The 22,258-nt window shown below is 72.5% G+C and carries 5 protein-coding genes; 1 reads left to right on the forward strand and 4 read right to left on the reverse strand.

Features of this window, described 5'->3' with window-relative positions:
- Positions 1 to 84: 84 nt before the first annotated feature.
- The 3 genes from O7599_RS36530 to O7599_RS36540 form a co-directional block, all read right to left on the reverse strand.
- Positions 85 to 1,125 carry a 3-oxoacyl-ACP synthase III family protein gene (locus O7599_RS36530; protein ID WP_281619900.1) on the reverse strand — a complete coding sequence of 347 codons (1,041 nt, stop codon included), beginning with the start codon at positions 1,123 to 1,125 and terminating at the stop codon, positions 85 to 87.
- Between the two features lie 4 nt (positions 1,126 to 1,129).
- On the reverse strand, positions 1,130 to 2,332 hold the full coding sequence (locus O7599_RS36535) for a cytochrome P450 (protein WP_281619901.1): 1,203 nt from the start codon (positions 2,330 to 2,332) through the stop codon (positions 1,130 to 1,132).
- Positions 2,333 to 2,436: 104 nt separating this feature from the next.
- Positions 2,437 to 2,670, reverse strand: a complete 234-nt coding sequence (locus O7599_RS36540; RefSeq protein ID WP_281619902.1) for a ferredoxin — start codon at positions 2,668 to 2,670, stop codon at positions 2,437 to 2,439.
- Between the two features lie 186 nt (positions 2,671 to 2,856).
- On the opposite strand from O7599_RS36540, the gene O7599_RS36545 reads away from it, so the two are divergent.
- Positions 2,857 to 4,278, forward strand: coding sequence for an FAD-dependent monooxygenase (locus tag O7599_RS36545; RefSeq protein WP_281619903.1), 1,422 nt, complete (start codon positions 2,857 to 2,859; stop codon positions 4,276 to 4,278).
- Between the two features lie 91 nt (positions 4,279 to 4,369).
- Here the strand turns inward: O7599_RS36545 and O7599_RS36550 are convergent, their stop codons facing one another.
- Entirely contained in the window at positions 4,370 to 22,240 is a 17,871-nt protein-coding gene (locus O7599_RS36550; protein WP_281619904.1) for a type I polyketide synthase, read from the reverse strand.
- Positions 22,241 to 22,258 lie beyond the last annotated feature (18 nt).

A 22,258-nucleotide genomic window follows, 5' to 3' on the forward strand; every position in this document is an offset into this window, starting at 1 on the left:
CGCCGTACGCCGGCTACGGCACGGCGCCGCGCGCCGCTGCGTGAACAGCGGCGCGCGGCGCCCGTACGGACATCCGCGGTCCCGTCAGGCCGTCGCCTCCAGCGCGAAACCCGACTTGATCCACTTGCTCGACTCGATGGCGACGCCGAGGGCCCGGTCGCCCGCGGCGAGCTTCGGCAGCAGCCGCTCCAGTTGGAAGAACACCAGCGCGTTGCCGTTGTTGCCGGTCTCGTCGACGCAGGAGACCTCCTGGGCTTCCGGCGCGCCCATCCGCTCCCGGATCAGCGCCGTCATCCGCCCGGAGAGCTGCGGCGGCAGCACGTACGTCAGCTCGTCGGGCTTCCAGTCCAGCCCGTACAGCAGTTCCTCGGCCGACTCGGCGGCCATCTCCGGAACCGCCGCCTCGATCGCCTTGTAGTCCTCGCTCACCGGCGGTCCTTCGAACCGGCGGCTCGCGCCGTACCAGTCGAGCGTCTGACCGGGCTGGCGGCCCAGACCCACCAGTTTCGTGAACACCGCCCGCAGGGCGGGCCCCGGCGACGGCTCCGCGGTCAGCACCAGCGCCCCGGCACCGTCCCCGAACAGCATGAGGTTCACCAACTGCGCGGGCGGCAGCTTGGCGGCGTCCATGTCCGGGTCGACGAGCTTCGCCGAGACGTCGCCGCCGAGCACCAGCGCCGTGCGGTGGCTGCCGGACAGCAGCAGCCCCGCCGCCACCGACAGCGCCTGCACCGCGCCCGAGCACCCGGACTGCAACTGGTAGGTCGGCACCTGGTCGATGCCCAGCCGGTCCGCGACGACGTTCACCGTCGTCGGCATCAGCATGTCGGGCATCGCCGTGCCCATCACCATCACGTCGACGTCGGACGGCTCCAGGCCGGCCGCGGCCAGCGCCCGCCGGCCCGCCGTCTCCCCGAGGTCGGCGAGCGAGAACCGCGGCTCACCCGTCTCCAGATCCACCGCGAGATGGCGGTACTTCGTGCCGACGAACGCCTCCGCCCACTGCTCCCACATCGGGCCCAGGCCCATGCGGCGGCCCAGCGTCGCGTTGTCGATCCGCGGTCCCGGCGACGCCGTGCCGAGGCCGGCGACCCGCAGGTCGCGCTCCCGGTTCAGTACGAGCACGTGATCACCAGGCCACCGGGAGCCGGCTCGCGGCGTACATCGTGGCCTCCGCGCGCAACGGCACCTCGTCCGGGTCGACCGCCAGCCGCAGCTCCGGGAACCGGCGGAAGAGAGCCGAGTACGCGATCCGCATCTCCACCCGGGCCAACTGCTGGCCCAGGCACTGGTGGATGCCGTAGCTGAACGCCATGTGCCCGGACGTGGAGCGGCTGACGTCGAAGCCGTCCGCGTCCTCGAAACGGCCCGGGTCGCGGTTGGCCGCCGCCAGGGACACGGTGACCCCGTCGCCCGCCTTGATCAGCTTGCCCTCCAGCTCGACGTCCTCCAGCGCGGTGCGCGGAACGCCGAACTGGGCGATCGTCAGGTACCGCATCAGCTCCTCGACCGCGTTGGCGAACAGCGTCGGGTCCTCGCGCAGCCGCTTGACCTCGCCCGGGTGGCGCAGCAGCGCGTACGTGCCGAGCGACAGCATGCTGGCGGTCGTCTCGTGCCCCGCCATCAGCAGCAGCATCCCGATGCCGGTCAGCTCCGCGTCGTTCAGCTCGCCCGTGGCGATCAGACCGCTCAGCAGGTCGTCCTCGGGCTCCTTGTGCTTGAGCTGCACCAGCTCGTGGATCAGCCCGTAGATCGCGGCGAAGGCCGCCGCCACCTCCTCACCGGACGAGCCGATGCGCATCACCGTCGTCGAGTGGTCCTGGAAGCGGCGGCGCTCCCCGTACGGAACTCCCAGCAGCTCGCAGATCGCCAGCGACGGGATCGGCAGCGCGAAGGCCGGCACCAGGTCCGTGGGCGGCCCCTGCCGCTCCATCTCGTCGAGGTGCTCCTCGGTGATCTGCTCGATCCGCGGCTCCAGCGCCTTCATCCGCCGCACCGTGAACTGACCGGTGAGCAGCCGCCGGTAGCGGGTGTGGTCCGGCGGGTCCATGTGCATGAAGAAGCCGGGCGGCACCTTCTCCCAGGGCCGGCCGCCGGACGGCAGCTCGAACGGCACCTTCTTGATGTCGCCCCGGGCGCTGAACCGCTGGTCGCTGAGCACCTTCCGGGCCGCTGCGTGACTCGTCACCAGCCAGCCCACGTGCCCGTCGGGATACAGCAGCGGGCTCACCGGCTCCTCGGCACGCAGCCGGCCCAGCTCTTCCGGCGGGTCCAGCGGGCGCGGGCGCTCGGTCGGCAACCGCCGGGGCGGCGTGGACAGCGTGTCCGACATGACGCGTTTCCTTCCTCCGCATGCGAAGCCGCGGGGCCGGCACTGCCGGTCCACGCCTTTCCGCCCAGCCTCGGGCCGCGGCCTTAAGGCGGACTTGGGCGTGCTTAAGGCGCCTCGGCCGGCTCGGCCGCCTGCTCGAACCGGATGACCTGGCCCGGGCAGGAGCGCACCGCCTCGTCCACCGCGGCCCACTGCTCCTCGGCGGGGCGCCCGTCCAGCACCACGACCTGACCTGTCGCCTCATCCTGGTCGAAGACGTGCGGGGCCAGCAGCGTGCACATGCCCGACGCCACGCACCGCTCGATCTCGGTCTCGACCTGCATGGAGGAATCCCGCATGAGGGCATCCTTCCGGAACTCGGATCCGTTGAACCGGCCCGTAGCGTAAGGCCATTCACGTCCGCATTCGTAGCCGGAAAGGGCTTTAGAAACCGGCAAGTCGCCCCCAAGACGGAGCCCGCATGGTGAACCGGGCGGCATACGGCAACCGCCCGGACCGGACCCTGCGGAAAGGGCGGAAAAGCAATGGCGGAAGCAACCCGTGGCCCGAACACCCGAGTTCACGGAGTCGTACTCGGGGGCGGCCTCGCCGGCGTGCTGGCCGCACGTGCCCTGCGGGACCACGTCGACCACGTCACCGTGGTCGAACGCGACACCTACCCGGAACAGCCCGAGCCCCGCAAAGGCGTCCCGCAGGGCCGGCACGCGCACATCCTCTGGTCCGGCGGAGCCGAAGCCATCGAAGCGCTGCTCCCCGGCACCCTGGACCGGCTGCGCGCCGCCGGCGCCTACCGCATCGGCGTCAAGGAGGACATGGTCCTCTACAGCGCCTACGGCTGGCAGCACCGCTTCCCCGGCTCCCACTACGCGCTCACCTGCAGCCGCCCCCTCCTCGACCAGACGGTCCGGGAAGCCGCGCTGGACCACCCGGACACCGAGGTGCTGACCAGGACCGAGGCGCACGGTCTGCTCGGCGACCGCACGTGCGTCACCGGCGTGCGCGTACGCACCGCCGACGGCGCCTCGCGCGACCTGACCGCCGACATCGTCGTCGACGCCACCGGCCGCGGCTCCCGGCTGCGGCACTGGCTCGCCGACCTCGGCCTGCCGCCCGCCGCCGAGGAGAGCGTCGACACCGGACTCACCTACGCCACCCGCGTCTTCCGCGCCCCCGCCGCCGCCCCGCGGCCCTTCCCCGTCGTCAGCGTCTACGCCGACCACCGCACCGGCCGGCCCGGCCGCAACGGCCTGCTCCTGCCCATCGAGGACGGCCGCTGGATCATCACCCTCTCCGGCACCCGCGGCGGCGAGCCGACCGCCGACGACGAGCGCTTCGGCGCGTTCGCCCGCGAACTGCGCGACCCGGTCGTCGCCGACCTGATCGAGGCCGCGGAGCCGCTGACACCGGTGCGTACGACCCGCAGCACCCTCAACCGCCGCATGCACCTCGACCGCCTCGCCGACCGCCCCGAAGGACTCGTCGCGCTCGGAGACTGCGTGGTGTCCGTCAACCCCATCCACGGCCACGGCATGAGCGTCGCCGCCCAGTCCGCCCGGGCCCTGGAGACCTGCCTGAGCCGCGCGGGCGGGCTGAAGCCCGGCCTGGCCCGCACGGCGCAGAAGGCCATCGCCGCGGTCGCCGACGCACCGTGGCTGCTCTCCGCCTCACAGGACCTGTGCTACCCCGACAACAAGGCCACCGTCAGCGACCCCCGCCTGAGCACCCAGGCCGCGCAGCGGCAGGGGTTCGCCGACATGGTCACCAGCGCCTCCCTGGTCAACGAGTGCGTCTGCGACGCCCTCACGGCCGTCACCACCCTCACCGCACCGCTGGGGAGCCTGGAGACGCCCGAATTCCTCGCGTCGCTGCGGCAGCCGGCCCGGCCGCCGCTGACGGCGGCCCCGCTGACGGACGCGGAGGCGGCCGTGCTGCGAGCGGCGAAGTAGAAAAGCCCGCGGCCACACAAACCAATAGGCAAAGACAACAAGAGAACCGCCCGCCGTGACCACGGCGGGCGGTTCTCCTTTCACCGGCCTTTCACTGACCTGGCGCCGCAGGTGCCCCCTCGCCGTCCGTACGACCGAGCTGCCGGTCGATGAAGTCGAAGATCTCCTCCGTAGACGACTCCTGGATCTTGTTGCTCACGTCCTCGGCCTGGACCGGCCGCGCGTCGTTCCAGTTCGACAGCAGCGCCTGCAGCCGCAGCGTGATCCGCGAGCGCTCCGCCTCGTCCGCCGCGAGCTGCTTCAGCTCCAGCTCCAGCGCGTCCAGATCGGCGAGCACGCGGCGCGACGCGGTGACCGCCTCCGGCATCAGGTCCGCCAGGATCCGGCCGGCCAGCGCGTCGGGGGTGGGGTGGTCGAAGATCAGGGTTGCGGGGAGGCGTAGTGCGGTGGTGGTGGTGAGTTGGTTGCGGAGTTGGACGGCGGTGAGGGAGTCGAAGCCGAGTTCTTTGAAGGGGCGGTGGGGGTCGATGGTTTCTGCGGTGCCGTGGCCGAGGACGGCGGCGATGTTGTTGCGTACGAGGTCGAGGACGGTCTTGTGCCGCTGCTCCGGCTCCGGCAGCGCCGTGAGCTGATCGGCCAGCGCGGTCCCGCCGGGCGCGCCCGGGGCGGACGCGGCGGTGGTGCGGCGGGGGGCCGGTGCGAGGTCGCGGAGGAGTGGGGGGAGGTGGGGTGTGGTGCGCAGGGTGCTCGGGTTGAGCGGGACGCAGAGGTGGTGGGGTTGGGGGGTGGTGAGGGCGGTGTCGAGGAGGCGGAGGGCGTGTTCGGTGGTCAGGGGGGTGCCGGTGCGGGTCTGCTGGTGGGTGGTGAGGTGGCCGGTGAGGTCGGTGGTCTGTGCCCAGTAGCCCCAGGCGAGGCTGGTGGTGGGGAGTCCCTGCCGGGTGCGGTGGTGGGCGAGGGCGTCGAGGTAGGTGTTGGCGGCGGCGTAGTTGGCCTGTCCGGGGTTGCCGAGGGTGCCGGCGGCGGAGGAGTAGAGGACGAAGTGTGCGAGATCGAGGTGTTGGGTCGCCTGGTGGAGGTGGTAGGCGGCGTCGACCTTCGGCGCCAGGACCGGGTGCAGGGTCTCGGGAGTGAGCTGGGTCAGGACGGTGTCGTTGAGGATCCCTGCGGTGTGGATGACGGCGGTCAGCGGGTGGTCGTCGCCGATGGAGTCGACGAGGGCGTGTACGGCGGTGGCGTCGGTGACGTCGCAGGCCGCGATGGTGACCTGGGCGCCGAGTGGGGTGAGTTCGTCGCGTAGCGCGGTGGCGTTGGGGTGGTCGGGGCCGCTGCGGGAGGCCAGCAGGAGGTGGCGTGCGCCGTGCTCGGTGATCAGGTGGCGGGCGGTCAGGCTTGCCAGGCCGCCGGTGCCGCCGGTGATCAGGACGGTGCCCTCGGCGTCGAGAGGACGGGGCTCTGCCGCCGTGTCGTCGGTGGACCGCGTGAGGCGCGGGATGAGGATTTCGTCGTTGCGGACGGCGAGTTGCGACTCGCCGGTGGCGAGAACTTCGGCGAGATGCGGGACGTCCGCCGGGTCGGGCTCGATGTCCGCGGTGTCAGTGTCGGTGTCGATGAGGTGGATGCGGCCCGGGTTCTCGTTCTGAGCGGAGCGGACGAGGCCCCACAGCGGCGCTTGGGCCAGATTGACGTCCTCCGCCGGGCCGGTGGCGACGGCGCGGTGGGTGAGGACGACGAGGCGTCGGTCGGTCTCGTCGTTGTCAGCCAGCCAGCTCTGCAGATTGCTGAGCAGCGCCTCGGTCGCGGCGTGGGCCGCGGCGGGCGTGTCCTCGGCGCCGGGGACGGCGGCGTACACGTCGATCTGCGCGAGATCCACCTGCTCCGCCTGCTCGGCCGGAGTGGTGCTCCAGGCGAGGTGGAACAGGCTGTTGCGCGTGTCCTCGCCGCTACGAGCGCTGAGCGCCGCGGCGTCGATCGGCCGGGTGGTCAGCGCCGTGACCGTGGCCACCGGCGCGCCCGTGGTGTCCCAGGTGCGCAGTGCGAGGTCCTGCCCCTGCTCACCGGTCGGGGTGAGGGTGGCGCGTAGCCGGGTTGCGCCGGTGGCGTGGACGGAGACGCCGCTCCACGCGAACGGCAGCCGAAGCTGCCCGTCCGCGCCGTCGTTGTGCACCGCCAGGGGGTGGAACGCGGCGTCGAGGAGCGCGGGGTGGATGGTGTGACCGGCGGAATCGGCGCTCTGCGGGAGGTCGATCTCGGCGTGCAGCGTCCCGTCGGCTTCCTTCCAGGCGGCGGTGACGCCCTGGAAGACCGGGCCGTACTCGTAACCCGCCGCCGCCAGCTCCGGGTAGAGCGCGCTGACCTCGAACGGCTCGCCACCCGCGGGCGGCCACTGGGTGAGCGGCTCGGCGGCTTCGGCGGCGTCGGTCAGGGTGCCGGTGGCGTGGCAGGTCCACGGCTCGGGCTCGGCGTCGTCGGAGTGCGGGCGCGAGTGGACGGTGACCTGCCACCGGCCCGTACCCCCTGTGTCGGATCCTCCCTGCGCGGCGGCGGTGACCTGGAGGTCGCGGGCGCCGGTCTCCTCCAGCACGAATGGGGCCTGGAGGGTGAGTTCTTCGAGGTGGGTGGCGCCGGTGTGGTCGCCGGTGTGCAGGGCGAGGTCCACGAGGGCGGTGCCGGGGAGGAGGACCGTCCCGGCGACGGCGTGGTCCGCCAGCCACGGATGGCTGCTCAGACTGACGCGGCCGGTCAACACCGTCGTGCCCGCGCCGCAGTCGATGCCGTCGGCGAGCTGGACCGAGGCGTGCAGGAGCGGGTGGGTCGAGGCGGCGAGGCCGAGGTCGGTGGCGCTGGTGAGCCGGGCCGGGGCGTTCAGCCAGTACGGCTCGTGCTGGAACGGGTAGGTGGGGAGGCTCGGAAGCGCGCTCTCCGCCGCGGGGAGGTGGGGGGTGAGGTCGATGGGGTGGTGGTGGGTGTGGAGGGTGGTGAGTGCGGTGAGGAAGCGGGTTTTGGTGCCGTTGTTGCGGATGAGGGTGGCGTGGTGGTGGGCCGGGGTGGTGCGTTGTTCGAAGGTGTCGGCCAGGGCCGCGGTCATGATGGGGTGGGGGCTGGTTTCGATGAGGGTGTGGTGGCCGTCGTCGAGGAGTTGTTCCAGGGTGGTGTGGAAGTGGACGGGGTGGCGGAGGTTGTTGAACCAGTACTCGGCGTCGAGGTCCTGGTCGAAGGGCAGGAGGGTGCCGGTGTGGGTGGAGTAGAACGGGATGCTCGGCGGCACCGGTTCGATCGCGGCCCGCTGGGTCAGGTCTCCGATGATCGTGTCGCGTAGGTCTTCGACGTGCGGGGTGTGTGAGGCGTAGTCGACGGGGATCAGACGGGCCCGAACGTCCCGCTCCTGGTAGGTGTTGACCAGGTCGGTCAGGGGCCCGGTCTCGCCGGCGAGGATGGTGGTGTGGGGGCCGTTGACAGCGGCCACATGCACGCCTTCCGGCAGCTCGCCCAACTCATCCTTGGGCAGCGGAACGGACGCCATGGTGCCGGTGCCTGCAAGGCGGGTGATGGCCTGGGCCCGCAGGGCCACCACGGCGATCGCGTCAGGAAGGGTCAGCGCACCGGCGACGTAGGCCGCGGCGATCTCCCCCTGCGAGTGCCCGATCACGGCGTCGGGTTCCACGCCGTGGTGGCGCAGAAGTTGCGCGATGCCGGTCATGACCGCGAACAGTGCGGGCTGGACGACATCGACCGGGTCGAGGGCGTGCTCGTCCTCGCTGGCCAGCACCTCCAGCAGGTCCCAGTCGCACCAGCGGGACAACTCGTCCCGGCAGGCAGCCAGGTGGGCGGCGAAGACGGGTTCTTCGGTGGCGAGCTGGTGGCCCATGCGGGTCCACTGCGAGCCCTGGCCGGGGAAGACGAACGCGGTCTTCCCCGCGGCCACCGGACCCGGCCCCGTGACCAGCGCCGGATGGGCGGCACCGGTCGCCAGCGCGGCCAGCGCCTCCCTCAACTCGTCGCGGTCGGTGGTGACCACGCCGGCGCGGTGGTCCATCTTCGCCCGCCCGGACCACAACCGCCCGGCCAGCGCACCGACCTCCACATCCGGGTGCTCGTCCACGTACGCGGCGAGCCGCTCGGCCGACTGCGCCAGCGCGGCCGCCGAACGCGCCGACACCACCACCGGCACCGCACCGTCCGAGCCCGCCTCGGCCTCGTCGGACACCGCAGCCGGCGGTGCTTCGAGGATGAGGTGGGCGTTCGTACCACTCATGCCGAACGACGACACCGCCGCCCGCCGCGGTCCGTCCTCGGGCCAGGGGCGCGCCTCCGTCAGCAGCTCGATGTGGCCCGCGTCCCAGTCGACATGGCTGGTGGGCATGTCGACGTTGAGGGTCGGGGGCAGTACCCCGTGCCGCATGGCCTCGACCATCTTGATGACGCCCGCGACACCGGCCGCGGCCTGCGTGTGGCCGATGTTGGACTTGATCGAGCCCAGCCACAGCGGATTCGCCTCCGTGTGCGCCTGGCCGTACGTTTCCAGCAGCGCCTGCGCCTCGATCGGGTCGCCCAGCGTCGTACCGGTGCCGTGTGCTTCGACGGCGTGGACCTGCTCGCCGCTCAGCCCGGCGTTGGCGAGCGCCTGCTCGATGACCCGGCGCTGCGAGGGGCCGTTGGGCGCGGTGAGCCCGTTCGACGCGCCGTCCTGGTTGACCGCGGAGCCGCGGACGACGGCGAGCACGTCGTGTCCGTTGCGCCGCGCGTCCGACAGTCGCTCGACCAGCACCAGACCGACGCCTTCGCCCCAGCCGGTGCCGTCGGCGGCGTCGGCGAAGGGCTTGCAGCGGCCGTCGGCGGCCAGGCCGCGCTGCCGCGAGAAGACCTGGAAGGTGCCGGGGGTGGCCATGATGGTCGCGCCGCCGGCCAGGGCCAGGTCGCACTCGCCGTTGCGCAGCGCCTGCGCCGCGAGGTGCAGCGCGACGAGGGACGACGAGCACGCCGTGTCCACCGTCATGGCCGGGCCTTCGAGCCCGAAGGTGTACGCCACCCGGCCCGAAGCGATGCTCGCCGAGCCGCCGGTGGCGAAGTAGCCCTCCAGGTGGTCAGGTGCGTCGTGCATGCGCATGAGGTAGTCCTGGGAGATGACGCCCGCGAACACACCGGTGCTGCTGCCCTTGAGGGTGGTGGGGTCGATGCCCGCCCGCTCGAACGCCTCCCAGGCCGTCTCCAGCAGCAGCCGCTGCTGTGGGTCCGTGGCCAGGGCCTCGCGCGGGTTCATGTGGAAGAAGTCCGCGTCGAACTGACCGGCGTCATACAGGAACGCGCCCTTGCGGGTGTACATCTTGCCCGGTGCGTCCGGGTCCGGATCGTAGAGGCCGTCGAGGTCCCAGCCCCGGTCCTCCGGCAGGTCGCCGATCGCCTCGACGCCCTCGGAGACCAGCCTCCACAGATCCTCGGGCCGCCGCATCCCGCCGGGGTAGCGGCAGGCCATCGACACGATCACGATCGGGTCGTCGTCCACCACGGGCGTGACCTGCTTCACCGCGCGAGCCCGCGGCTGCTCGTCGAGCAGCTTGCCGCGCAGGAACGCCGACAGCTCGGTGAGCGTCGGGTGGTCGAAGACCAGCGTGGACGGGAGCTGGAGCGCGGTGGCGTTGGTGAGCCGGTTGCGCAGCTCGACCGCGGTCAGCGAGTCGAAGCCCAGCTCCTTGAACGGGCGCTGCGGGTCGATGGTCTCGGGGCGCGCGTGGCCGAGCACGGCCGCGACGTTGCTCCGGATCACGTCCAGCATCAGCCGGTCCTGCTCGGCCTCCCCGAGCCCGGCCAACTCCTCGGTCAGCCCCGAGCGCCGCACCGCGCTCGCGCCCGCGGCGGTCGCGCGGCGCGCGGTGGCCGACACGAGGTCGCGGAGCAGCGGCGGCACCTTCGACGCGCGGCGCAGGCCCGCCGGCTCGACCGGCATGCAGACGAGCGTCGACTCGGGACGCTCCCGAAGCGCGACGTCGAAGAGGTGCAGACCGTGTTCCGTCGTGAGCGGTGTGCCGGTGCGACTCTGCTGGTCGGCGGTGAGGTGGGCGGTGAGGCCGGTGGCTTGCTTCCAGTAGCCCCAGGCGAGGCTGGTGGTGGGGAGGCCCTGGCGGGTGCGGTGGTGGGCGAGGGCGTCCAAGTACGTGTTGGCGGCGGCGTAGTTGGCCTGCCCGGGGTTGCCGAGGGTGCCGGCCGCCGAGGAGTAGACGACGAAGTGCGCCAGGTCCAGCTTCTGGGTCGCCCGGTGCAGGTGATAGGTGGCGTCGACCTTCGGGTCGAGGACGGGGTGCAGGATCTCGGGGGTGAGCTGGGTCAGGACGGTGTCGTTCAGCGCGCCCGCGGTGTGGATGACGGCGGTCAGCGGGTGCTGTGCGTCTACGGAGTCGATGAGGGCCTGTACGGCGTCGGCGTCGGTGACGTCGCAGGCGGTGAGGGTGATGTGGGCGCCGAGTGCGGTGAGTTCGTCGCGGAGAGCGCCGGCGTCGGGGTGGTCGGGGCCGCTGCGGGAGGCCAGCAGGAGGTGGCGTACGCCGTGCTCGGTGATCAGATGGCGTGCGGTGAGTCCGGCGAGGACGCCGGTGCCGCCGGTGATCAGGACGGTGCCCTCGGGGTCGACCGGGCGGGGGAGGGTGAGGATCAGTTTCCCGGTGTGCCGGGCCTGGCTGAGGTAGCGCAGGGCGTGGCGAGCCTGCCGTACGTCGAACGAGGTGGTCGGCAGCGGGGTCAGGTGGCCGCTGGCGAACAGTTCCGCCAGGTGCGTGAGGATCTCGCCGATGCGGTCCGGGCCGGCTTCGATGAGATCGAAGTTGCGGTAGTGGGCCTCGTGTTCGGCTTGGACGGTGTCGGCGTCGCGGATGTCCGTCTTGCCCATTTCGATGAACCGGCCGCCGGGGCGCACCAGGCGCAGCGAGGCGTCGGTGTATTCGTGGGCGAGGGCGTTGAGGACGACGTCGACACCCTGGTGCGGGGTGTGTGCGCGGAAGTGTTCCTCGAAGTCGAGGTCGCGGCTGGACGCGATGTGGTGCTCGTCCAGGCCCTGGGCGTAGAGCAGGTGGTGCTTGCCCGGGCTGGCGGTGGCGTAGACGTCTGCGCCGAAGTGGCGGGCGAGTTGGAGCGCGGCGGAACCGACCCCGCCGGTGGCGGCGTGCAGCAGCAGCGACTCGCCGGCTTGCAGTCGGCCCAGGTCTTTGAGCGCGTAGTACGCGGTCAGGAAGGCCACCGGAATCCCCGCCGCCTGGGTGGCGGACCACTCCGCCGGCACGGGCGTGAGCAGCCGGTGGTCGGTGATCGCGCGGCTGCCGGCACCCTCGGGCATGAGGCCCATGACGCGGTCGCCGACGGCGACGGACGTGACGTCGTCGGCGACCTCCGTCACCACTCCGGCGCCCTCGCTGCCGAGGGGGGCGTCGCCGGGGTACATGCCCAGGGCGATGAGTGTGTCGCGGAAGTTGAGGCCGATCGCGTGCAGTTGCACGCGGACCTGGCCGCCGGCCAGCGGCGCGTCCCACTCGGGGGCGGGCCGGCACGCAAGCGCCTCCAGCGTTCCGTCGCCGTCGCTCGCCAGTTTCCACGTGCCTTCCGGCACGTCCAGCACGCCGCTCTCCGCGCCCGTCGCGCGCACGAGGCGCGCGGCCAGCACCTGGCCGCCGCGGACGGCGGTCTGGGGCTCGGCGGTGGCGAGGGCGTCGGCGAGGTGCGGGATGCCGGCGACGCCGGAGTGCGGGTCGATGCCCGTGGCGTCGGTGTCCACGACGTGGATGCGGTCGGGGTTCTCGTTCTGGGCGCTGCGGAGCAGGCCCCAGAGCGGCGCGTGGGCGAGGTGGACGACGTCGGCGGGGTGCGTGGCGATGGCCCGGTGGGTGACGACCGCCAGTCGGCGGTCCGTCTGGTCGTTGTCGGCCAGCCAGTTCTGTACGTGGCTGAGCAGGGCCTCGGTCGTGGCGTGGGCCGCGGCCGGGGTGTCCTCGTCCGCGGGCGCGGCGACGTACACGTCGTACCGATCCGGCTCCGCGTGCTCGTCCTGCTCTGCCGGGGCGGGGCTCCAGGAGAGGTGGAAGAGGCTGTTGCGGGTCGCGGCGCCGGTGTCGGCGCTGCTGGTCAGCGCCGAGGCTTCGACGGCCCTGGTGTTGAGGGCCCCGATGGTGGCGACGGGGGCGCCGGTCGGATCCCAGGCACGAAGCGAAAGGTCGTGGCCCTCGTCGCCGGCGGGGGTGATCGTCGCGCGGAGGTGGGTGGCGCCGGTGGCGTGCACGGAGACGCCGGTCCACGCGAACGGCAGCCGCAGTTGCCCTTCCTTCGTCGCGTGCGCCCCGGCCTGGGTGCCGGCTTGGGCCGCCAGCGGGTGGAGGGCGGCATCGAGCAGGGCGGGGTGGATCGTGTGCCCGTCGGGGTCGGTGTCCTCGGGCAGGGCGATCTCGGCGTGGAGGGTGCCGTCGGGCTGGGCCCACGCGGCCGTGACGCCGCGGAATGCGAGCCCGTACTCGTAGCCGCCCGCGGCCAGCCGGGGGTAGACCTCGGTCACGTCGAGCGCCTGCGCGCCGGCCGGCGGCCACTGGGTGAGCGGCTGGGCCGCGTCCGCCGGTTCGGCGGTGAGCGTTCCCGTCGCGTGGCAGGTCCACGGCTCGGGCTCGGCCTCGTCGTCCGCGTGCGGGCGGGAGTGGATCGCGACCTGCCAGCCGTCCGCATCGGGGTGAGGTCCTGCGGTGACCTGGAGGTCGCGGGCGCCGGTCTCCTTGAGCACCAGTGGGGTCTGGAGGGTGAGTTCTTCGAGGTGGGTGGCGCCGGTGTGGTCGCCGGTGTGCAGGGCGAGGTCCACCAGCGCGGTGCCCGGCAGCAGGACCGTACCGGCGACCGCGTGGTCGGCGAGCCACGGGTGGCTGCTCAGGCTGACCCGGCCGGTGAACACCATCGCGCCACCGCTGCCCGTCTGGTCCGCGAGCGGGACGGCGGCGTGCAGCAGAGGGTGGGTGGTGGTGCCGAGGCCGAGGTCGGACGCGCTGGTGAGCTGGGCGGAGCCGTGGAGCCAGTAGCTTTCCCGCTGGAAGGGGTAGGTGGGCAGCTCGGGCAGGTGGTCGTCGGTGGGACGGTCGGTCCTCCCGAGGTGGGGGGTGAGGTCGATGGGGTGGTGGTGGGTGTGGAGGGTGGTGAGTGCGGTGAGGAAGCGGGTTTTGGTGTCGTTGTTGCGGATGAGGGTGGTGTGGTGGTGGGCCGGGGTGGTGCGTTGTTCGAAGGTGTCGGCCAGGGCCGCGGTCATGACGGGGTGGGGGCTGGTTTCGATGAGGGTGTGGTGGCCGTCGTCGAGGAGTTGGGTGAGGGTGGTGTGGAAGTGGACGGGGTGGCGGAGGTTGTTGAACCAGTACTCGGCGTCGAGGTCCTGGTCGAAGGGCAGGAGGGTGCCGGTGTGGGTGGAGTAGAAGGGGATGGCCGGCGGCACCGGTTCGATCGCGGCCCGCTGGGTGAGGTCGCCGATGATCGTCTGGCGTAGGTCTTCGACGTGCGGGGTGTGTGAGGCGTAGTCGACCGGGATCAGGCGCGCCCTGATCTCCCGCTCCTGGTAGGTGTTGACCAGGTCGGTCAGGGGCCCGGTCTCGCCGGCGAGGATGGTGGTGTGGGGGCCGTTGACAGCGGCCACATGCACGCCCTCGGGCAGCTCGCCCAACTCATCCTGGGGCAGCGGAACAGAGGCCATGGTGCCGGTGCCTGCAAGGCGGGTGATGGCCTGGGCCCGCAGGGCCACCACGGCGATCGCGTCAGGAAGGGTCAGCGCACCGGCGACGTAGGCGGCGGCGATCTCCCCCTGCGAGTGCCCGATGACGGCGTCGGGTTCCACGCCGTGGTGGCGCAGGAGTTGGGCGATGCCGGTCATGACCGCGAACAGTGCGGGCTGGACGACGTCGACCGGGTCGAGGGCGTGTTCGTCCTCGCTGGCCAGCACCTCCAGCAGGTCCCAGTCGCACCAGCGGGACAACTCGTCCCGGCAGGCGGCCAGGTGCGCGGCGAACACCGGCTCTTCGGTGGCGAGCTGGTGGCCCATGCGGGTCCACTGGGAGCCCTGGCCGGGGAAGACGAACGCGGTCTTCCCCGCGGCCACCGGACCCGGTCCCGTGGCCAGCGCCGGGTGGGCGGCACCGGTCGCCAGCGCGGTCAGTGCTTCGCGCAGCTCGTCGCGGTCGGTGGTGATGATGCCGGCGCGGTGGTCCATCTTCGCCCGCCCGGACCACAGTCGGCCGGCCAGCGCACCGACCTCGACATCCGGGTGCTCGTCCACGTAGGCGGCAAGCTGCTCGGCCGTCTGCGCCAGGGCCGCTGCCGAACGAGCCGACACCACCACCGGCACCGCACCGTCGGAGCCCACCTCGGCCGAAGGCTCCGCCGCCGCAGCCTCAACCGGTGCTGCCTCCAGCACCACGTGGGCGTTCGTGCCACTGATGCCGAACGACGACACCGCCGCCCGGTACGGCCCGACGCCCTCGGGCCACGGCGTCGACTCCGTGACGAGCGAGATAGTTCCGGAGCTCCAGTCGACGTGCTGAGACGGCTCGTTCACGTGCAGCGTGGGCGGCAGCACTCCGTGCCGCATCGCCTCGACCATCTTCATAACGCCGGCGACGCCGGCCGCGGCCTGCGTGTGGCCGATGTTGGACTTGATCGAGCCCAGCCACAGCGGCCGCTCGGGGCTGTGCTCGCGCCCGTACGTCGCCAGCAGCGCCTGCGCCTCGATCGGGTCGCCCAGCGCCGTGCCCGTGCCGTGCGCCTCGACGGCGTCCACCTGACCGGGCGTCAGCCCAGCGCTGGCGAGGGCCTGCTCGATGACCCGCTGTTGCGAGGGGCCGTTGGGCGCGGTGAGCCCGTTCGACGCGCCGTCCTGGTTGATAGCGGAACCGCGCAGCACCGCCAGCACCTTGTGGCCGTTGCGCTGGGCGTCCGACAGCCGCTCCAGCAGCACGAGCCCGACGCCCTCGCCCCAGCCCGTACCGTCCGCCGCGTCGGCGAACGCCTTGCACCGACCGTCCACGGACAGCACGCGCTGCCGCGAGAACTCGATGAAGGCACCCGGGCTCGACATGACGGTGGCGCCGCCCGCGAGGGCGAGGTCGCACTCGCCGTTGCGCAGCGCCTGCGCCGCGAGGTGCAGCGCGACCAGCGACGACGAGCACGCTGTGTCCACCGTCACCGCCGGACCCTCGAGACCGAAGGTGTACGCCACCCGGCCGGAGGCGACGCTCGCGGCGCTGCCGTTGCCGAGGTAGCCCTCGAAGCCCTCCGGAGCGTTCTGCATCAGCCGGGCGCCGTAGTCGCCGTAGATCACCCCGGCGTAGACGGCGGTGCTGCTGCCCCTGAGCGTGGTCGGGTCGATGCCCGCCCGCTCGAACGCCTCCCACGAGGTCTCCAGCAGCAGCCGCTGCTGCGGGTCCGTGGCCAGGGCTTCGCGCGGGTTCATGCGGAAGAAGTCCGCGTCGAACTCGTCGGCCTCGTGCAGGAACGTGCCGTAGCTGGTGTAGCTCTTGCCCGTCGCCGCCGGGTCGGGGTCGAAGAGGTTGTCGAGGTCCCAGCCGCGGTTCGTCGGGAAGCCGGACAGCCCCTCGCGGCCCTCGGCGACGAGCTTCCACAGCTCGGCGGCGGAGCGGACCTCGCCGGGGAAGCGGCACGCCATGGACACGATGACGACGGGATCGTCCGCCGTGTCGGCGTTCACGAGCTGGGGCGCTGCCGAGCGCGGCGCCGCCTCCAGCAGCTCGGAGCCGATGTGGTCGGCGAGAACCTGGGCGGTCGGGTAGTCGAAGATCAGGGTCGCCGGCAGCCGCAGCCCGGTGGCGGAGTCGAGCCGGTTGCGCAGTTCGACCGCGGTGAGGGAGTCGAACCCCAGGTCGTTGAAGGGAGCCTGCGCGTCCACGGCGCCGGCGTCGCTGTGGCCCAGCACGGCGGCGGCGTTGGTGCGCACGAGATCGAGCAGCAGGCGCTGCTGGTCGGCGGCCGACAGCCCGGCGAGCTGCTGCGCGAGCCCCGAGACCTCGTTCGCCGCGGCGGCTGCCGCCCGGCGGCGCGCCCGGGGCGCGAGGTCGCGCAGGAGGGCGGGGACGCGGTCGCCGGTGCGGAGTGCGGCCGGGTTCAGCGGGACGCAGAGATGGTACGGGGACGGGGTGGCGAGGGCGGCGTCGAGGAGCTGGAGGCCGAGCTCGGTGCTGAGCGCCGCGTCGCTGCGGGCCACCTCGCTGTCGCCGAGGTGGCTGGTGAGGTCGGTGGTGTGCTTCCAGTAGCCCCAGGCGAGGCTGGTGGTGGGGAGTCCCTGCCGGGTGCGGTGGTGGGCGAGGGCGTCCAAATAGGTGTTGGCGGCGGCGTAGTTGGCCTGTCCGGGGTTGCCGAGGGTGCCGGCCGCCGAGGAGAAGAGCACGAAGTGGGCGAGGTCGAGGTGCCGGGTCGCCTCGTGCAGGTGGTACGCGGCGTCGACTTTCGGTGCCAGGACCGGGTGCAGGGTCTCCGGGGTGAGCTGGGTCAGGATCGTGTCGTTGAGCACGCCCGGGGTGTGGATCACGGCCGTGAGGGGGTGCTGCTCGTCCACGGAGTCGACGAGGGCGCGTACGGCGTGGGCCTCGGTGACGTCGCAGGCCGCGATGGTGACCTGGGCGCCGAGTGCAGTGAGCTCGTGGCGGAGAGCGTCGGCCTTGGGGTGGTCGGGGCCGCTGCGGGAGGCCAGCAGCAGGTGGCGTACGCCGTGCTCGGTGATGAGGTGACGGGCCGTCAGGCTCGCCAGGCCACCCGTGCCGCCGGTGAGGAGCACGGTGCCGTCCGGGTCGAGCGGCCGGGGGAGCGTGAGGATCAGCTTGCCCGTGTGCCGGGCCTGGCTGAGGTGCCGTAGCGCGTTCGGCGCGTGGCGCACGTCGAAGCAGGTGGTCCGCGGCGGTGTGAGATGGCCCGCGGCGAACAGCTCGGCCAGGTGGACCAGCATCTCCTGGATGCGGTCCGGGCCGGCCTCGATGAGGTCGAAGTTCTGGTAGCGGACCCGGTGGTCGGCCTCGACGGCCCGCGGGTCGCGGATGTCGGTCTTGCCCATCTCCAGGAACCGGCCGCCGGGTCGCAGCAGGCGCAGCGACGCGTCGGTGTATTCGTGGGCAAGGGCGTTGAGGACGACGTCGACACCCCGGTGGGGGGTGTGCGTGCGGAAGTGTTCCTCGAAGTCGAGGTCGCGGCTGGAGGCGATGTGGTGCGCGTCCAGGCCCTGGGCGTAGAGCAGGTGGTGCTTGCCCGGGCTGGCCGTCGCGTAGACGTCGGCGCCCCAGTGGCGGGCGAGTTGGAGCGCGGCGGAGCCGACGCCCCCGGTGGCGGCGTGCAGCAGCAGCGACTCGCCGGCCGCCAGGCCGCCGAGGTCCTTGAGCCCGTAGTACGCGGTGAGGTACGCCACCGGGATTCCGGCCGCGTCGGTGAAGGACCACCGGTCGGGGATGGCGGTGACCATGCGGTGGTCGGTGACCGTCTGCGCGCCGACGCCGTTCGGGAACATGCCCATGACGCGGTCGCCGACCGCGACGTTGGCGACGTCGGCGCCGATCTCGGTCACGACGCCGGCGCCCTCGCTGGCGAGCAGCGCCTCGCCCGGGTACATGCCCAGGGTGATCAGGGCGTCGCGGAAGTTGAGCCCGATGGCCCGCACCGCGACGCGCACCTGGTGCGGAGCCAGCTCCTCGGGGAGGTTCGGGTTGGGCAGGAAGGCGAGGTTGTCGAACGTGCCGGAGGCGGTCTTGTCCAACCGCCAGGACCGCCCGTCGGGAATCGTCAGCGCGTCGGCGGCGCCGTCGGCGGAACGGGCCAGCCGCGGGACGAGGACCTGGTCGTGGCGGACGGCGAGCTGCGGCTCACCGGTGGCCAGGGCCTCGACCAGGTGGGGGACGGACGCGGGGTCGCCGCCGGTGAGGGTGTCGACGGTGGTGTCGGTGTCGACGAGGCGGATGCGGTCCGGGTTCTCGTTCTGCGCCGTACGGACCAGACCCCAGAGCGGCGCGTGCGGGAGGTGGACGTCGTCGGCCGGGGCGGTGGCGACGGCGCGGTGGGTGAGCACGACGAGGCGGCGGTCGGTCTGGTCGTTGTCGGCCAGCCAGCTCTGCACGTGGGTCAGCAGCGCCTCCGCCGCGGCGTGCGCGGCGGCGGGGCCGTTGTCCCCGGCGGGCACCGCGACATAGAGGTCCACCTGCTCCGGATCCACCCGCTCGGCCTGCTCGGTGGCGGCCGGATTCCACGCGAGGTGGAACAGGCTGTTGCGCGTCGCGGCGCCCGCATGGGCGGCGCCGGTGAGCGCAGAGGCGTCGACCGGGCGGGAGTTGAGCGCGGCGACGGTGGCGACGGGCGCGCCGGAGGGGTCCCACGTGTGCAGGGTCAGGTCGTGGCCGTGCTCGCCGGTCGGGACGAGGGTGGCGCGCAGATGGGTGGCGCCGGTGGCGTGGACGGTGACGCCGGTCCAGGCGAAGGGCAGCCGGAGCCGGCCGTCCGCGTCTTCCCTGCCGAGGTTCTCGGCCGCGAGGGGGTGGAGGGCGGCGTCGAGGAGGGCGGGGTGGAGGGTGTGGCCGGTGGTGTCGGCGTCCTCGGGCAGGGTGATCTCTGCGTGGAGGGTGCCGTTTGTGCTGCGCCAGGCGGCGGTGACGCCTTGGAAGGCGGGTCCGTAGTCGTAGCCGGCTGCGAGGAGGCGGGGGTAGAGATCGGTGACGTCGACGGGCTCCGCGTCGGGCGGCGGCCACTGGGTGAGCGGCTGGGCCGCTGCCGCCGGTTCGGTGGTGAGGATGCCCGTGGCGTGGCAGGTCCAGGGCTCCGGTTCGGCGTCGTCGGCGGTGTGGCGGCGCGAGTGGATCGTCACCTGCCAGCGGCCGACGGCTTCACCGTCTGCCCCGAGCTGGGGGGCGGTGGTGACCTGGACGTCATGGGCACCGGCCTCGTCCAGGGTGAGAGGCGCGTGGAGGGTCAGTTCTTGCAGGTGGGTGGCGCCGGTGTGGTCGCCGGTGTGCAGGGCGAGGTCCACCAGCGCGGTGCCGGGCAGCAGGACCGTACCGGCGACAGCGTGATCCGCCAGCCACGGGTGCGTGGACATGCTGAGGCGGCCGGTGAAGACCGTCGTGCCGGCGGAGCCGATGCCGGCCCCCGTCGTGTCCGCGAGCTGGACGGCGGCGCTGAGGAGGGCGTGGGCGGTGCCGAGCTGGCCGAGATCGGTCGCGCTGGTGAGCGCGGCGGGGGCGTCGAGCCAGTAGGGGCGGTGCTGGAACGGGTAGGTGGGCAGTGTCGGGAGGTTGCCGGGGGTCTCGGGGAGGTGGGGGGTGAGGTTGGTGGGGTGGTGGTGGCTGTGGAGGCTGGCCAGGGTGGCGAGGTGGGTGAGGGTTTCGGTGGGCAGGTGGGGGGTGCTGCGGACGCTGGAAGGGAGGTGTGGGGTGAGGGTGGGGTGGGGTGCGAGTTCGGTGAAGAGGGTGATGTTCTCGTTTTGGGTGAGGTGGGTGATGCCGTGGTGGAAGTGGACGGGCTGGCGGATGTGCTGGGCCCAGTAGGCGGGGTCGTGGTGCTGGCGGTCCGTCGCGGGCAGACCCGTGACGTTGGAGATGACGGGTACCTCCGCCTCGCCGAGGGTGTGGCGGGCGAAGAGGTCCGTCAGGTGGTCGGTGAAGGCGTCGAGGACGGGTTCGGTGTGGGCGGTGTGGAAGGCGTGCGCGACCTTGAGCGCCTTGGTGCGGATACCCGCCTCGGTCAACTCCCCGGCGAGTGCTTCGAGGGCGTCGAGAGGCCCGGCGACGGCGAGGGAGGTCGCGGAGTTGTGCGCCGCGATGGCCACGTCACCGTGGCGTTGGAGGTACGGGGTGAGGGCGTCGGCGTCGGTGTTGACCGCGAGCATGCCGGTGCCCTCGGGGAGGGTGTGGAGCAGCTTGGCGCGGGTGGCGACCATGTCCGCGGCGAGGGTGAGGGGGAGGGTGCCGGTGAGGTGGGCGGCGGAGAGTTCGCCGATGGAGTGGCCGATGAGGGCGGTGGGCTGGATGCCTGCGGTCTGCAGGAGGCGGTAGCCGGCGACGTGGTGGGCGAAGAGCGCGGGCTGGGTGTAGAGGGTGGTCTCCAGCAGGGCCGCGTGCTCGCTGTCCTTCGCCGCGAACGTCACTTCGCGTAGCGGGATGTCGGTGTCGAGGTGGTGGTCGAGTGCGGTGCAGACCTCGTCCAGGGCTTCGGCGTAGACCGGGAAGGTCTCGTACAACTCGCGGCCCATGCCGGGGCGCTGGCTGCCCTGCCCGGAGAACATCACCGCCAGCCCACCGCCCTCGGCCGGACCCGGACCGGTGACCAGTGCGGAGTGCGCGGCACCGGAAGCCAGCGCGGTCAGCGCGTCCCGCAACTCGCTGCGGTCGGCGGTGACGATGCCCGCGCGGTGTTCGAGCTTCGCTCGCCCGGACCACAACGGCCCGGCCAGCGCGCCGACCTCGACCTCGGGGTGCTGCTCCACGTACGCCGCGAGCCGGCCCGCGACCTGCCCGAGGGCGGCCGCCGAACGGGCGGAGATCACCACCGGCACCGGTGCCGACCTGGTCGTCACGTCGGCGTCGGCAGGCTGCTCCGGGGCGGCTTCCAGGATCACGTGCGCGTTGGTGCCGCTGATCCCGAAGGAGGAGACGGCAGAGCGTCGCGGCTCACCGGTCTCCGGCCAGGGCTGTGCTTCCGTGAGCAGCGATACGGCGCCTGCGTCCCAGTCGACGTGACTGCTGGGCTCGTCCACGTGCAGGGTGGCCGGCAGGACGCCGTGGCGCATCGCCTCCACCATCTTGATCACACCGGCCACCCCGGCCGCGGCCTGGGTGTGGCCGATGTTCGACTTCACCGCCCCCAGCCACAGCGGGCGCTCTTCGGTGTGCGCCTGGCCGTACGTCGCCAGCAGCGCCTGCGCCTCGATCGGATCACCCAGCGTGGTACCCGTACCGTGCGCCTCGACCGCATCGACCTGACCCGCACTCAACCGCGCACTGGCCAGAGCCTGCTCGATCACCCGCTGCTGCGACGGCCCGTTCGGCGCCGTCAGCCCGTTGGACGCACCGTCCTGGTTGACCGCCGACCCGCGCAGCACCGCAAGGATCTCGTGCCCGTTGCGCTCGGCGTCCGACAGCCGCTCCAGCAGCACGAACCCGACGCCTTCACCCCATCCCGTCCCATCCGCCGCCTCGGCGAACGGCTTGCACCGTCCGTCCGGCGCCAGCCCCCGCTGCCGCGAGAACTCCACGAACACACCCGGCGTCGCCATCACCGTCACACCACCGGCAAGAGCGAGGTCGCACTCGTCGTTGCGCAACGCCTGCGCCGCCAGGTGCATGCTCACCAGAGACGACGAGCACGCGGTGTCGACCGTCACCGCCGGACCTTCGAGGCCGAAGGTGTACGCCACCCGCCCCGACGCCACACTCGCCGCACCACCATTGCCCAGGAAGCCCTCGTAGCCCTCCGGGATCCGGTGCATGAGCCGGCCGGTGTAGTCGTCGTACATGACCCCGGCGAAGACGCCCGTCTTGCTGCCCTTGAGGGAGTGGGAGTCGATGCCCGCGCGCTCGAACGCCTCCCAGGCCGCCTCCAGCAACAGCCGCTGCTGCGGGTCCGTGGCCGTGGCTTCCCGGGGGCTCATGCCGAAGAACTCGGGGTCGAACTCGTCCGCCGAGTGCAGGAAGCCGCCCTCGTGGGCGTAGCTCTTCCCGGTCCGGTCGGGGTCCGGGTCGTAGAGGCCCTCGACGTCCCAGCCGCGGTTCCCGGGGAACCCGGAGATCGCGTCCGTGCCCTCAGCGACCAGCCGCCACAGGTCCTCGGGCGAGCGCACCCCGCCCGGGTACCGGCAGGCCATCGAAACGATCGCAATCGGCTCCTGCCGTGCCGTCTCGGCGTCCTGCAGGCGCTGCCGCGTCTGGTGCAGCTCGGCGATGGCGCGGGTCAGGTACTCCCGAAGCCTGGCTTCGTCCGACATTGGTCGTCGCTCCTCTGT

This window comes from Streptomyces sp. WMMC500, assembly GCF_027497195.1.
In the GTDB taxonomy this organism is placed as follows: Bacteria; Actinomycetota; Actinomycetes; order Streptomycetales; family Streptomycetaceae; genus Streptomyces.

Excerpts from the sequence above, each read along its gene's own strand:
- O7599_RS36535 (WP_281619901.1), bottom strand. The coding sequence starts at position 2,332 with ATGTCGGACACGCTGTCCACGCCGCCCCGGCGGTTGCCGACCGAGCGC.
- O7599_RS36540 (WP_281619902.1), bottom strand. The coding sequence starts at position 2,670 with ATGCGGGATTCCTCCATGCAGGTCGAGACCGAGATCGAGCGGTGCGTG.
- O7599_RS36545 (WP_281619903.1), top strand. The coding sequence starts at position 2,857 with ATGGCGGAAGCAACCCGTGGCCCGAACACCCGAGTTCACGGAGTCGTA.
- O7599_RS36550 (WP_281619904.1), bottom strand. The coding sequence starts at position 22,240 with ATGTCGGACGAAGCCAGGCTTCGGGAGTACCTGACCCGCGCCATCGCC.